Annotated in this window: 13 protein-coding genes; 7 read left to right on the top strand and 6 right to left on the bottom strand. The window is 63.9% G+C overall.

What is annotated here, in order from left to right:
* Positions 1–31: 31 nt before the first annotated feature.
* Positions 32–343 carry a putative quinol monooxygenase gene (locus FJ419_RS07515; protein ID WP_140689051.1) on the top strand — a complete coding sequence of 104 codons (312 nt, stop codon included), beginning with the start codon at positions 32–34 and terminating at the stop codon, positions 341–343.
* A 68-nt stretch (positions 344–411) separates the two neighbouring features.
* On the opposite strand, the gene FJ419_RS07510 is transcribed toward FJ419_RS07515, so the two are convergent.
* Complete coding sequence (locus tag FJ419_RS07510; RefSeq protein WP_140689049.1) at positions 412–1,341, bottom strand: LysR family transcriptional regulator; 930 nt, start codon at positions 1,339–1,341, stop codon at positions 412–414.
* Positions 1,342–1,487: 146 nt separating this feature from the next.
* Here FJ419_RS07510 and FJ419_RS07505 point away from each other — a divergent pair, with 146 nt between their 5' ends.
* Positions 1,488–3,023: an MFS transporter gene (locus tag FJ419_RS07505; RefSeq protein ID WP_140689047.1), complete on the top strand. Its 1,536-nt coding sequence runs from the start codon at positions 1,488–1,490 to the stop codon at positions 3,021–3,023.
* Between the two features lie 52 nt (positions 3,024–3,075).
* Here the strand turns inward: FJ419_RS07505 and FJ419_RS07500 are convergent, their stop codons facing one another.
* Both FJ419_RS07500 and FJ419_RS07495 read right to left on the bottom strand, forming a co-directional pair.
* A complete protein-coding gene (locus tag FJ419_RS07500; RefSeq protein WP_140689045.1) occupies positions 3,076–3,852 on the bottom strand; it encodes an alpha/beta hydrolase-fold protein in 777 nt (258 codons plus the stop codon).
* Positions 3,853–3,856: 4 nt separating this feature from the next.
* Positions 3,857–5,023: an ATP-grasp domain-containing protein gene (locus FJ419_RS07495; RefSeq protein ID WP_140689043.1), complete on the bottom strand. Its 1,167-nt coding sequence runs from the start codon at positions 5,021–5,023 to the stop codon at positions 3,857–3,859.
* Positions 5,024–5,464: 441 nt separating this feature from the next.
* Between FJ419_RS07495 and leuA the strand changes: the two genes are divergently transcribed.
* The 4 genes from leuA to FJ419_RS07470 all read left to right on the top strand — a co-directional run bounded on the left by leuA (position 5,465) and on the right by FJ419_RS07470 (position 11,066).
* On the top strand, positions 5,465–7,195 hold the full coding sequence (leuA, locus tag FJ419_RS07485; protein WP_140689040.1) for a 2-isopropylmalate synthase: 1,731 nt from the start codon (positions 5,465–5,467) through the stop codon (positions 7,193–7,195).
* 326 nt (positions 7,196–7,521) lie between these two features.
* Positions 7,522–9,309 carry a hypothetical protein gene (locus FJ419_RS07480; RefSeq protein ID WP_140689038.1) on the top strand — a complete coding sequence of 596 codons (1,788 nt, stop codon included), beginning with the start codon at positions 7,522–7,524 and terminating at the stop codon, positions 9,307–9,309.
* Between the two features lie 203 nt (positions 9,310–9,512).
* Positions 9,513–10,316: an alpha/beta fold hydrolase gene (locus FJ419_RS07475; RefSeq protein WP_140689341.1), complete on the top strand. Its 804-nt coding sequence runs from the start codon at positions 9,513–9,515 to the stop codon at positions 10,314–10,316.
* Between the two features lie 132 nt (positions 10,317–10,448).
* Positions 10,449–11,066 carry a hypothetical protein gene (locus FJ419_RS07470; RefSeq protein WP_140689036.1) on the top strand — a complete coding sequence of 206 codons (618 nt, stop codon included), beginning with the start codon at positions 10,449–10,451 and terminating at the stop codon, positions 11,064–11,066.
* Here the strand turns inward: FJ419_RS07470 and FJ419_RS07465 are convergent.
* Positions 11,056–11,991, bottom strand: coding sequence for a metallophosphoesterase (locus tag FJ419_RS07465; protein WP_140689034.1), 936 nt, complete (start codon positions 11,989–11,991; stop codon positions 11,056–11,058). The genes FJ419_RS07470 and FJ419_RS07465 overlap by 11 nt on opposite strands.
* Before the next feature lie 170 nt (positions 11,992–12,161).
* Between FJ419_RS07465 and FJ419_RS07460 the strand changes: the two genes are divergently transcribed.
* A complete protein-coding gene (locus FJ419_RS07460) occupies positions 12,162–12,665 on the top strand; it encodes an NUDIX domain-containing protein (protein WP_140689032.1) in 504 nt (167 codons plus the stop codon).
* Here the strand turns inward: FJ419_RS07460 and FJ419_RS07455 are convergent, their stop codons facing one another.
* Together FJ419_RS07455 and FJ419_RS07450 are read right to left on the bottom strand one after the other, a co-directional pair.
* Positions 12,666–13,652 carry a glutathione S-transferase family protein gene (locus tag FJ419_RS07455; RefSeq protein ID WP_140689030.1) on the bottom strand — a complete coding sequence of 329 codons (987 nt, stop codon included), beginning with the start codon at positions 13,650–13,652 and terminating at the stop codon, positions 12,666–12,668. It lies immediately after the preceding gene.
* Positions 13,636–13,836: a hypothetical protein gene (locus FJ419_RS07450; RefSeq protein ID WP_140689026.1), complete on the bottom strand. Its 201-nt coding sequence runs from the start codon at positions 13,834–13,836 to the stop codon at positions 13,636–13,638. Before FJ419_RS07450 ends, FJ419_RS07455 begins: the two co-directional genes overlap by 17 nt.
* Positions 13,837–13,912: the final 76 nt, after the last annotated feature.

Below are 13,912 nucleotides of genomic sequence, written 5' to 3'. Positions count from 1 at the left end.
CCAGCGTGCAACCTGGAGGGAGAGTAAGCGCATGTACGGACTGATCGGCAAGATGCGGGCGGCGCGCGGCCAGCGCGATGCGGTCATGGACGTGCTGCGCGAAAGCACAGCTGCGTTGCCCGGCTGCCTGAGCTACATCATCGCCACCGATCCGGCCGACGCCGACGCCATCTGGGTCACCGAAGTGTGGACCGACCAGGCGAGCCACAAGGCATCATTGCAATTGCCCGAGGTCCAGGCGGCGATCGCCAAGGCGCGTCCCTTCATCGCTGGCTTCGAATTCCAGATCGAGACCCATCCCGTGGGCGGCTTCGGCCTTCCTGCGCCCGAAAAGGCCGGGTGAAGTCGTGGCAGCCCAATGTGGTGGCCCGCTATCCAGGCCCGATCCGAAAGCTCTGACGGCCGCGCGACCTACTGACAATCCCCGCGGACCTTCGTTTGGATTGCCGGGGCCGATGGCCCCGCCGCAAGCCTCTCGGGGAGGAAATCGACGAAGACCCGGACCTTCGGCGAAAGATGGCGATTGGACGGCCACAGCATGCGGAACTGGCCGCGGCCGTCGACATGGTCGTCGAGCACGGTGCGCAGCCTGCCGTCATGCAGCGCCTCCCGCACCAAGAAGTCGGGCATGCAGGCGATGCCGAGACCGGCAATCGTCGCGCCCTTCAATGCCTCCATGTTGTTGCAGGTCAGCATCGAACGGATCTGCGGCTCGGCGCTCCCGGTGGTGAACGGCCAGTTGAGCAGCCTGCCGCTGTTGAGAAAGCGGAAATGGATGCCGAAATGCGCCGCGAGATCCGCCGGCGTGCCGGGCGTGCCATGGCGATCGAGGTAGGAAGCGGCCGCGCAGAGCAGCATGCGAAAGGGCGCAACCGGCCTCGACACCAATCGCGAATCGGGCAGCTCGCCGCTGCGGATCGCCACGTCGATACCCTCGTCGATGACGTCGACGATGCGATCGTTGAAATCGATGTCGAGCTCGATCTCGGGGTAGCGGGCCATGAACTCCGACAGCACCGGCAAGAGCAGATGATAGGTGACGATCGGCGTCGAGATACGTAGCCGGCCATGCGGCGTCTCGCGTGTCCGCGACAGCATCGCCTCCGCGTCGTCGATCTCGTCGAGGATGCGGCGTACCCGCTCGTTGAACGACTTGCCCTCCTCGGTCAGGCCGATACGCCGCGTGCTGCGCTGCAGGAGACGCACGCCGAGCTCCTGCTCGAGCCGGGCGACGCTCTTGCCGACGGCGGAGGCGGAGATGCCGAGCGCCCGGCCGGCGGCGACGAAACTGCCGAGCTCGGCGGTGCGGGCGAAGGCCAGAAGGCCGTTGAGACGATCCATGGCATAAACTTATTCGAGCGTTTCATTCCGGGATGACTGGCAATCTAATACTATTTTGCCGGAAATGTCCCCGCCCTATCTTGTCCTTGCGGCCGGCGCTGCCAGTCAGGGCATGTCGGCAAATCCCGCGTTAGATAGGAAAATCCATGACTTTGATGACCAGAACCGGCCCGGCCGGCAGATGGCTCGTGCTGCTGTCGGTTTGTCTCGCTGCCATGACGATGCCATTGAGCTTCACCGGCCCCGCCGTGGCGCTGTCCCGCATTGCCGCCGATCTCGGCGGCAGTCCGCTCGAGCTCAATTGGGTAACCAATGCCTTCATGCTGACCTTCGGCGCCGGCCTGATGGCGGCCGGAGCGCTGGCCGACAACCATGGCCGCAAGCGGATCTTTCTCGCCGGCCTCGCCGCCTATGTGCTTGCCGCGCTGGGCTGCATGCTGGCGCCAGGCATCGTCTGGTTCGATTTCTTCAGAGCTCTGCAAGGCGTTGGCGGCGCTGCCGCCTTCGCCGGCGGCGCCTCCGCGCTTGCCCAGGAATTCGACGGGCAATTGCGTCTGCGCGCCTTCAGCTTTCTCGGTACCAGCTTCGGCATCGGCCTTGCCTTCGGCCCTGTTGCCTCTGGCCTGCTCATCGACGCGTTCGGCTGGCGCGCGATCTTTCTTCTGGTGGCGGTGCTTGGCGTTGCCGCCGCCGCGCTTGGCCTGCGCGCCGTCGCCGAATCGCGCGATCCGGATGCAACCGGGCTCGACTGGACAGGAGCCGGCACCTTCACCATCGCGCTTGCCGCGCTGACCTGCGGTGTGCTGCAGGCGCCCCAGAGCGGATGGGCCAATCCCCTCGTTATCGCCCTTCTCGGCGTGGCTGCCATCTTCTTTGCCGCCTTCGTGATTGTCGAGCGGCGGGTGCGTCGGCCGATGCTGGACCTGACACTGTTTCGCTTCCCGCGTTTCGTCGGCGTGCAGTTCCTGGCCGCGGCGCCCGCCTATGCCTTCGTCGTCCTGCTCGTGCTCCTGCCGATCCGCTTCATCGGCATTGAGGGGATGAGCGAGATCAAGGCGGGGCAATTGATGATCTGCCTGTCCGGGCCGCTGCTGATCTTGCCGCTGCTGGCCGGCCAGGCGGCACGCCGGATCGCTCCGGCGACGATCTGCGGTGTGGGCCTCCTCGTCGCCGCGGCCGGCCTGGTCTGGCTCAGTTGCGTGCCCGTGGCGGACAACGCGCTGCTGCTCCCGCTGGTCTTGGTCGGCATCGGCATCGCCTTGCCCTGGGGGCTGATGGACGGACTTGCCGTCAGCGTCGTGCCAAGGGAGCGCGCCGGCATGGCGGTGGGCATATTCAACACCACCCGCGTCGCCAGCGAGGGCGTGGCCCTGGCGATCGTCATGGCGGCCTTGTCCGGTTTCACGGCCACGCAGCTTAGCGCTCAAGGGCTGGCCTCGCCTGCCGAAGCGGCCGCGGCGGCACAACTACTGGCAACCGGCAATATCAGCGAAACGGTGCAACATCTGCACTTGGCCGACGCCAGGGCCCTGGTCCAAGCCTATGAAACGGCTTTCAACCGGCTGCTCATCGTGCTGGCGACGATCACCGTGCTCACCGCCATCGTCGTCTTCGTCGGCTTGCGTCGCGGATCGGCGTCGGAACAAGATGTCGCGCCTGTCCCGGCCTGCCAGGAGAGTTAGCCGTCAGGAAACCGCCATTTGCCGGCCGGCCCCACCCGAATATCAACGCACCTCAGTCCAACCTGTGCATCAGATCGTCATCCAGCCAGCGGCCGAAGAAATAGACGAGTTGCTTGTGCCACCACGGCCAATCATGGCTGACGTCGCCGCCCCAATAGTCGACCCAGGCCGGGATAGATTTGTCGCGCAGCACCTGTTCCAGCTCGCGCGTCTCGACCAGCATGCGCTCTTCCCAGGCGCCTTGGCCGCAGCAGAAGATCAGCCTGAGCGCCCTAAGCCGCCCGAGCAGCTTCTGGTCGACGATGCCGGGCAGATAATCGAGCGGCGAGTTGAAATAGATATTGCCTTCCAGCGCGCGGCCGAAAAAGTCGCGCGCCGAATAGACGCCGGACAGCGAGATCACCCCGCTCGCCAGCTCCGGGAAGCGGAACACGAAATTGGATGAGTGGTAGCCGCCCATCGAGCAGCCGCAAAACAGCGGCTTCAAAACGCGGCCACCGTTGGACTTGCCGGCAACCGCCTGCAGTTCCGGCAGCGCTTCTTCGCGCACATAGCGGAAATAGGCATCGTGGCGGGCGATGCGTTGCGCCGGGTCGGCATGCTTGTCGAAGAAGGATTCCGAGTCGATGCCGTCGAGCGTGAAGAGCTGGATGCGGCCGGTGTCGATGAAGTCGGCAAGCGCGCCGACCCCACCCGAATCCTCGAACTGGTAGAACCGCCCTTGCGAGGTCGGGAACACCACCACCGGACGCCCGGCATGGCCATAGCGCTTGTATTCCATGTCTCGGCCGAGATTGCGGGCATGGTCCTTGTGATAGGAGACGTCCATCGGCTCAGGCCTTTTCCGCGTGGATGTAGTCGACCGCCTGGCGCAGCGCCTTCGGATCCTTCGAGCGCATCTGGTAGGCGTAATTGCCCATGGCGCGGCTGAAGACCTCTTCGATAGCCTGATGATGGACGATCTTGTCGCCGTGGGCGGCTAGCACGTCCGCATGGCTGTGCAAATAGTCGATGTGGCGTTTGCGGCTGGCATAGGCGGTGAAATACTTGCCCTTGTAAGGACCGCCGGCGGCATTCTTGACCACCATGTCGGCCCAGGCGGCATAGACGTCGATGTCGAACGTGTAGTTGATGGCGTCCGTCATCCAGGCGCCTGGCGGCCGCATGTTGACCTCGAGCGCGATGACGCGCTTGTCGCTGGTTTCGAACAGCTCGATATGGAAGAAGCGCTCGCGCACGTCGAACGCCTTGAGGATCTTGCGGCCCGCCTCCTCGACCTCCGGGCTGATCTCGGGAAAGCAGGTGTAGCTCATATGGCGGTCGCGGTTGACCGCCTCCATGATGCTCTGATCGTAGCGGTGGCTCGCCGCCAGCACCACCTCGCCGTCGCGGTTGACCAGCCCGTCGAAGGTCACCACCAGCCCTTCTATGAACTGCTCCATGACGAAGGTCACACCCTCCGGCTTGTCCTTGAAGAACTGGTCGAGCTCCTTGGCGTTGGAGATCTTGAAGGTGTTCGAGGCGCCGGAGCCGGAATCCGGCTTGACCACCACCGGAAAGCCGACACGGCGGATGAAGGTCATGGCCCCGGCGCGGTCGGAGCATTTGCGCTGCGGGATGGTCTCGACGCCGCTCTTGCGGAAGAAAGCGCGCATACGGCTTTTCCGCTTCAAATTCTTTACGAAGTCGAGCTTGGTGCCGAAGATGTTGAAATCAGTGCGGATATTGGCTTCCAGCTCCAGCCAATGCTCGTTGAGCGACTCGAAGCGATCGATGCGGCCCCATTTGTGGATGAAGTGCCCCATCGCCCGGAGCACGGCGTCGTAATCTTCCATGTCGGCGATGCGGTAATATTCCGAAAGCGCCGCCTTCAGCTTGGCGTTCAAGGTCTCGTAAGGCGCATCGCCGATGCCGAGCACAGTGGCGCCGGCCTTCTTCAGCCGGTCGCAGAATTCGGCGCCGTTGGCCGGGAAATGCGGCGAGAAGAACACGAAATTCATGGACGAACCCCTCCCCGGAGCTTCGCTCGGTAGCGAAGCCTTCGAAACCAAGTCTGGCGCATTTGCGAGGCGCGGGGAAGGCTGTCCGCACCGGCGGCGATATTAGGCAAGGCCATTGATCCATGCGTCCCGCTTGCCTCTGCCGGGCCGCTCCTGTAAGAGAGCCGACATGATCACGCGCGTTCGCTCCGTCGCCTCCTCTCGCACCGGCTTTGCCGGCGAGACCGCGCGCGCGCTCGCCTCGACCCTGCTTCTTCTCGGCCTTATCGGCGATCGCCGGGTTCGCTGAAGGAGCGCCCGGCGGTCGAAACCGCCGCTCAAGGCGCATGCTCCTTGGCCAGACTTTGGCAAAGTCACATCAAGCGAACGAACTTTTGGTAGAGGCGACGCTCGCCACCCATCCGCCTGAGGCGGGCATGCGGGCCGCCGGGAGAAACGACGATGAACGCACGAGAAGAAATCCGCGCCGGCGAGGCTGAAGCCGGGAAGCGCGCGGCCGGCCACATGCCGGATGCAGCACGTAAATACCAGCCCTACCCGATCGTCGGCCTGACCGACCGCACCTGGCCGAACAAGACTATCGACAAGGCGCCGATCTGGTGCTCGGTCGACCTGCGCGACGGCAACCAGGCGCTGATCGACCCGATGGGGCATGAGCGCAAGGCGCGCATGTTCGCCATGCTGCTCGACATGGGCTTCAAGGAAATCGAGATCGGCTTCCCCTCGGCCTCGCAGACCGATTTCGACTTTGCCCGCTGGTGCATCGAGGAAGGCGGCGTGCCGCAGGATGTATCGCTCCAGGTGCTGGTGCAGTGCCGGCCCGAGCTGATCACGCGGACCTTCGAGGCGCTGAAGGACGCGCACCGCCCGATCGTGCATTTCTACAATTCGACCAGCGAGCTGCAGCGCCGGGTCGTGTTCGAGAAGGATGTCGCCGGCATCAAGCGCATCGCCACCGACGCCGCCAAGATGATCACCGACATGGCCGCCAAGGCCGGCGGCGGCTACCGCTTCGAGTACTCACCGGAGAGCTTCACCGGCACTGAGCTCGAAGTCGCGCTGGAGATCTGCAACGCCGTCACCGAGATCGTGAAGCCGACGGCCGACAATAAGCTGATCATCAACCTGCCGTCGACGGTCGAGATGTCGACGCCCAACGTCTATGCAGATCGCATCGAATGGATGTGCCGCAACCTCGACGCCAGAGAGAACCTGATCGTCTCGCTGCATCCCCACAACGACCGCGGCACCGGCATCGCCACCACCGAGCTCGGCCTGATGGCTGGCGCCGACCGCGTCGAAGGCACGCTGTTCGGCAATGGCGAACGCACCGGCAATGTCGATATCGTCACGCTGGCGCTCAACATGTTCACCCAGGGCGTCGATCCGGAGCTCGACTGCTCCGACATCAACCGGATGAAGGACGTCTACGAATATTCGAACCAGCTGAAGATCCCGGAACGTCACCCTTATGTCGGCGAGCTGGTCTACACGGCTTTCTCCGGCTCGCACCAGGACGCCATCAACAAGGGCATGAAAGCCCTGAAGAAGGCCAACACCCCAATCTGGGAAGTGCCTTATCTGCCGATCGATCCGGCCGATGTCGGCCGCACCTACGAGGCGATCATCCGCATCAACTCGCAGTCCGGCAAAGGCGGCATCGCCTACGTGCTGCAGGCAGATTACGGCCTCAACTTGCCGCGCAATCTGCAGATTGAATTCAGCCAGGCGATCCAGGCGATCACCGATGCGGAAGGCAAGGAAGTGCCGGCCAGGCGCATCCACGAACGCTTCCTCGAAACCTATGTCGACCAGCCCGGCGCGCGGCTGAAGTTCCTCGACCATCGCACCTATCCCGATACCGAGGTGAAGGGCCGGCGCATGGTCGAAGCGGATATTCTCGACAACGGCAAGGAAGTGACCATCACCGGTTCGGGCACCGGCCCGATCGACGGCTTTGTCGATGCGCTCTCGCGCCATGTCGGCGTGGACATGTCGGTGCTCGACTATTCCGAGCATTCCTTGCAGCGCGGCTCCAACGCCTCGGCGATCTCCTATGTCGAGATGGAGTATCCGGGCGGCAAGCTGTTCGGCGCCGGTATCAACACCAACATCGTCGCCGCCTCGCTGGAGGCCGTCGTTTCGGCCGCCAACCGGATCATCGGCGGCTAGAGCAAATTCCGGGAAAAGTATGAAGCGGTTAGGCTCGGCGGTTTCGCCGTAGCCTTCCGTCCGGAATTGCGGTCAAACAAAAAATTGAGCGGCTCACCGTTCCGTGAAGCGGTGAACCGCTCTAGCCGGATGATCTGATCCAGCGATGGAGCCGGCGCATTCCAGCTTGCGCCACGCTCCAGAAGCGGATGCGAACCTGCCATTCGTTAACCGCCGGAGGAATTTCCGGTGGCTTACGCGATCACATAATAGAAGCATCCTTGTACGTCGGCGCGAGCGCTATATTATCGCTCCCTAACCTGTGCCGACTTCGAAAGGTTCGACACTTGGAGCATGCCCCGCCTGCCGCCCCCGCAGTGCGCGAGACATTGGAGCGACTGCTTGCCAGCGAAACGTTCGGACGATCCGAGCGTGCCCGCAGGCTATTACGCTATCTGGTTGAACGCGAGCAGGCCGGCGAGGCGGACAGGCTGAAAGGCGTTTCCATCGCCATGGATGTCTTCGGCAAGGACGGCGATTTCGATGCCTCCACCGATGCCGTGGTCAGGGTTCAGGCCGGTCGTCTGCGCGAGCTCCTGGAGCAGTATTTCGCCAATGAAGGTGTCGCCGAGCCGGTGCGCATCGCGATCCCGCGCGGCGGTTATGTCCCGTCCTACGAGCCGAACGCGATCCGCCTGCCTGGCGACGCCAGGTCTGCCTCCAAGACCGTCGCGCAGCGGCCCGACGCTTCGGCCGAAGCCGCTCCGGCCGCAACCGAACATCTCGACGCCTCTGCCGCGGGCGAACCTGCAGCGCTGATGGCGCCGGCAGCACCCGCCCAGTCGCTCACGCGGCAATTGCGGTTCTTCTGGGCTGCCATGGCTCTGGTCATTGTCATGCTCGGCGTGCTCATCGTGCGTCAAGGCAATGCCTTCCTCAACAGCGGCGACACTGGCGCGACAGTCGAGACGGCGCGCCTGGCCGGCACCGCCCAGTCCCGATTCGACTCCCTGCCGCTGATCTACATCGCCGTCAAAGCGGATGGAGCGGAGGCGGCTCGCGTCGCGTCGTCGCTGCGCGCCGGGCTTGCAGGCTTCGACACCATCGATTTCATCGGGCGCGATGCGGATTCGACGCGTGATCGGTCCGCCGATCCGATCAGTTTCGTTTTTGAAATTGTTCCCGGGCCCGCTGCCGGCGACGTCACGGTGGAGTTGCAGAGCGTCGGGACCGGGCGGGTTCTCCTGTCGCGCAACCTTACATCAGCCGAGAGCGCCCCTGGCGCGGTTGAAGGCAACGTCGCCAGCCTTCTCACCTCGACCGTTCCCGCTTCGGGCGCGATCTACAGCTACATCGACCAGAGCGACATCCGGACCAGCCAGATCGGGTGCCTGGTGCTCGACGACCGCTACTATCTCGACATGAGCGCCCAGACGCACGAAATTGCGTATCGCTGCCTGGAGAAGCTGGTCGGCGAAGGCACCAAATCGTCGCTTGTCTACGCGGAGCTGGCCGCGCTTCATGTGGAAGCCGTCACCGCGCACTATGCCTATCCACCGGAAGCGACGCTCGAAAAGGCCATGTCGCTTGCCCACCGCGCCGTCCAGATGGGACCGATGAGCCCGCACGCGCATCGCGCCTTTGGCTACCTCAACTCGCGTCTCGGCAACACGGACGAAGCGACCCGATTGATGCGAAAGGCCTACGAGCTCAACCCGTACGACCTCGGCATGGCCGCCGCCTATGGCTACGGGCTGATCTTCGCCGGCAAATATGATGAGGGAACGCCGATCCTGCGCCACGCGGTCGAAGCCTTCAGCGGCCATCCGACCTGGTGGGATTATGGCCTTTTCGTCGGAGCCTTCATGCAGGGCGATATGAAAAGGGCGGCCATCGCCAGCGAATCGCTGCGCACGACGGCATCAAAGTCGCATTACCTGGCCGCGCGCCTGATCGGCGCCAGGATTTCGGGACGCGACAAGCTGGCGGGCGAGCTTGCCAACGAGCTCACCGCACAATTCCCGAAGTTCGCCGCCGACCCGCGCGCGACATTCGTCGATCGCAAATACCCAGCGGATCTCACCGATCGGCTGGTTCAATCCTTGCGGGCCGCCGGGATCGGCAACCCGAGCTAATCCAACTCTCCACACTCATTTGGGCCACACGAATGCCGGAGCACCAGAGTATGACGCTGTGATCCGCCATATATTAGGACATTCTTGCGTATCGAGCGCCTGACGGGGCGCTCGGTCGCGAAAATTTTACTGGCCATCAATCCGGTTCGGGAGCAATTCAGCCACAATTTGAAGCCCCTGCCTTGTTCACCGCCCCATTTTTCATGCGTCCATTCCCTTATGCCGTCGAAAGCGGCGCCGGTCCGAGGACAATCGTCCTTCTGCACGGGTTCGGAGCCAGTGGTGATATCTGGCGTGACGTCGCGGCCTCGCTGGCGGCGGAGGCGAGAGTGTTGGCCTATGATCTGCCGGGCCATGGACAGTCCCTGGAAAGCGAAGGCCTGGGCGGCGCCAAGCCGGCCGCGCGAGCCATCCTCGCCGATCTGGCCGCCCGCCGGTTGGGCAAGGTCCATCTCGTCGGTCACTCCATGGGCGGCGCGATCGCCACATCGATGACGCTTGCCGACCCCGACAGGGTGGCCTCGCTTACGCTGTTGGCGCCCGGCGGTTTTGGCCCGGAAATCAACGCAGACTTGCTGCGCCGCTACGCCGCAGCTGACGGCAGGAAACAGGTCCGCGCCAGCCTTGCCGCCATGTCGGGTCCGCGAAGCGTGCCGCCTGATCACGTGGTGGATGCACTCTGCCGGATGCGCACCCGACCCGGCCAGTTGCAGACCCTGATCGATATGGCGGCCGCGATGACGAGGGATGACCGGCAAGGGATCATCCCCCGCGCGCAGTTGGATACGCTTGACATGCCGGTCATGGTCGTTTGGGGAGCGGAGGATCCGCTGCTGCCGGTCGGGCAGGCCGAGGCGCTGCCGTCGCATTTCCATCTGCATCATGTCCTTGACGCAGGTCACATGCTGGTCGAGGAAGCTCCTGACCTGATCGCCGAAATCGTGCGTCGCAACGTGCGGCGGCGCGGCAGGCGGTTGCGTCCACCGCTGGACGCTTCGGCGGGTTGATCTCTCCCGGACCGATCTCGAAATACCGTAACCGCTTCCGCCGGACCGCGGCAGTCGCGCGGGTCGTCGTCGGCAGTGCATTTTGCCGGCGACTGTGGTAACTCGCTGTTAACCAACAGTGAGGCAGCCGCCATGAAGGATGCAGGCGACAAAATCACCCCGATCGAACCGTCGCGAAAGCTCGCCGATGCCGTACGCGACGTCAAGAACGCCTTTGCCGACCGCGATGACGTGGTCGTCGACATGCGCGAGGCGCACCGCATGCGGCTCGATCTGCTGGCGAGCGAGCTTGCCCCGGTCTTTGCCGATGTCCCGGCCGACATGGACAGCTTCGACTTCGCCGTTTCGTCCGGCCTGCAGCCGCGGCTGTGGATCGATGCGGTGAGCCACGTCGCCATGGGACGCGACCGCCGCACCTATCGTTTCCTCAGGGATACGCGCGTCGGCCGCGTGGTGCTGGCCGAATCGACCGAGATGAAAGCCGTTGCCGATGCGGTGACGCGCTACGTGGCCGAGCGTGTCGTCGAGCGGCAGCGCATGATGGAAGGGAGCGTGGAGAGCGCCGTCCGCGGCCTGCATCGCCCCGTGGTCCAGGAAGCGGAGCCGCCCATCCGATCCGAAAACGGCCGCAATGGCTGGACGACCTTCTTCGCCGGCCTCGGCCTGATAGCCGCCGGCGCCCTTGTCGGCCTGGCGGTTTCGCTGGCGTTGTTTTGGGACCGCATCATGCAGATGAAGATCAGCTTCTGACGAGCTGGCGCGCCGTGCCGGCAGGCACATCGAGGTCCATGGCCTGCAGGTCGGCAGGCGGCAGGGCTGGTCCCGTCAGGCCGCGCCGGATCAGGCGAAGACGCCAGCCGCCCTTTTCACCGTCGATTTCGAAGATGTTGTATTGCGCCGGCGGGTGTTTGCCGCCGGGCGCCTGGCCCGCGGCGGCAACCCCGACCACGGGCACCTTGGCGCCCCGTGCGCCGATGGTGAACAGTGACGGCAGATGCGAATGCCCGTGCAGGACGAGTTCCGCGCCATGCCGGCGAATGACCTTGTGAAAGCGAGCGATGCCGAACAGCCGCTTATGCTGCGGGACGGCGCCGCGCACCGGAGGGTGGTGGATCATGATGGCGCGGAACAGCCCTTGCTCCGCGGCATCGTCGAGAATCTTGCCGAGCCGCTCGGCCTGCCCTTCCATGAAGAAGCCGTTGGCCATGAAGGGCGCGGTGGCGCGCGCCGTGGTGACGCCGATCAGCGCGACATTGCCGCGCACGCGCAGATACGGAAAGGAATTGCGGTCGACCGGACTGTTGACGCCGTCGCCCGTCATCCAGGGAGCCCACGACCGGCAGACCTTGTCGAAGGCGCCCGGCACATAGGCGTCGTGATTGCCGGGGACCACGGAAACGTCATGCGGCGATCCAAGCGTCTCCAGCCAGTGCTTGGCCATCTCGATCTCGCCGTCGAGCGCCAGGTTGACGAGATCGCCGGTGACGGCGAGGTGGTCGGGCGCGCCGGCCTTGATGTCGGCGACAATGGTGTCGATCACCGCGTCATGCATATGACGGCGGCGATTGCGCTGCCAGTTGACGTAGCCCAGCACGCGCTTGGAGGCGAGGTCGCGATAGGTTACATCGGGCAGCGGTCCCAGATGAGCATCGGAAATATGCGCGAGCCTGAACATGGCCCCTTCTTAAGCGACGCCGACGACGCTTTCCACTCACCGTTTGCTGTTCGCCCAAGCAGGTTCTGCAAAAGTGTCCCACGGTTTTGCGGCCAGAGCCTGCGAAAAACAGGGAAAGCCAAGCAGATGTTCGTGGGGCAACCCACGAACATCTGCTTGGGGATCGTTGAATGAATCGCCCGGCCGATCCTGACGCGGCATTCCGCCAGACCGGCTGGCCGGGGTTGCGGGCAAGGCTGTTCCATTTTTACTTCCTGCTGCGCCGCCCGATGACGCTTGGCGTGCGCGGCCTGGTCTATGACCGTGCCTCCAACTCGGTCTTCCTGATCCGCCACACCTATGTTCCCGGTTGGCAATTGCCGGGCGGCGGCGTCGAGGTCGGCGAGACCCTTGAGGAAGCGCTGGCGCGCGAGCTGGCCGAGGAAGGCAACATCGCTCTGACCGCGCCGCCGGTGCTGAAGTCGATGCATTTCAACCGCCGCCCCAGCAAGCGCGACCATGTCGGCCTTTATCTGATCGAAGCCTTCAGCCAGACGGCGCCGAAACTGCCTGACCACGAGATCGCCGAAGCGGGTTTCTTCCCGATCGACCGTTTGCCGGCGGGCACGACGCCGGCGACGCTGCAGCGGATAAGGGAGATTTTTGGCGGCGAGCGTAACTCGGCTTACTGGTAATCACGCCGCCTTCCTGAACCCGTTGCGGTCATGCGGCGCGGCATAATCAAGCTCTGGCCCTGCCGGAATGATCCCCGTCGGGTTGATCGATCTGTGGCTGCCGTAATAATGCGCCTTAATGTGATGCAGGCTGAGCGTGCCCGCGACGCCGGGCACCTGATAGAGATCGCGCAGATAGTTCGACAGGTTCGGATAGTCGGCGATGCGGCGCAGGTTGCATTTGAAGTGGCCGACATAGACCGGATCGAAACGAACCAGCGTCGTGAACAGCCGCCAGTCGGCCTCGGTGATGCGTTCGCCGGTCAGATAGCGCTGCCGCGAAAGCCGCTCTTCGATCGTATCAAGCGCCGTGAACAATTCGCCGAACGCTTCCTCATAGGCTTTCTGCGTGGTGGCGAAGCCGGCGCGATAGACGCCGTTGTTGATCGCCGGATAGACAAGCGCATTGATCCTGTCGATTTCCACGCGTAGCGCCGCCGGGTAGAAGTCGAGACCGGCGTCGCCCCATTCGTCGAAGGCGGAATTGAGCATGCGGATGATCTCGGATGACTCATTGTTGACGATGGTCTCTTGCCTTTTGTCCCACAGCACCGGCACCGTCACGCGGCCTGAATAGGCTGGATCGGCCTTGGCATAGACCTGGTGCAGAAAATCGAGGCCGTAGAGCGTGTCGCCCGTGGCGCCGTCCTCGGCTTTGAAGGTCCAGCCGTTCTCCCCCATGAAATGGTGCACCACGGAGACGGAGATGATGCCCTCCAGCTTCTTCAGGACGCGAAAGATCAGTGTGCGATGCGCCCATGGACAGGCGAGCGACACATAGAGGTGATAACGGCCGGGTTCCGCCTTGAAGCCGCGCGTGCGGCCTTGCGCCGGCGCGCCGTCGCGCGTGATCCAGTCGCGCCATTGCGACTCCGTTCGCACGAACCGACCGTCGCTGTCGGTGTTGGGCGCGCGATCCTGCCATCTGCCTTCAACCAGCAATCCCATGCGAAAAATCTCCCTTCGGTTCGATATTATCTAGGTTGATGACCGGGCTGGCGAAGCCCTCAGCGGATGAACAGTTCGTCAAACGACGAACCCGCGCCGGAGGGGCAAGTTCGGCATGGACGCAAAGAAAGCCTGAAAGCACCGATTGCAGCGGCACAAAATTGATGCTAGCGGAGGCGCCCATGTTCGACTTTGCCTCGATCCGGTTCGACCGACGACGAAAGGGCGCCCGCGCTTAAGAAGCGTTGCCTGGCGAACGC

This window comes from Mesorhizobium sp. B2-6-2 (assembly GCF_006440615.1).
In the GTDB taxonomy this organism is placed as follows: domain Bacteria; phylum Pseudomonadota; class Alphaproteobacteria; order Rhizobiales; family Rhizobiaceae; genus Mesorhizobium.
This window is presented reverse-complemented; position numbering and strand designations above follow the sequence as displayed.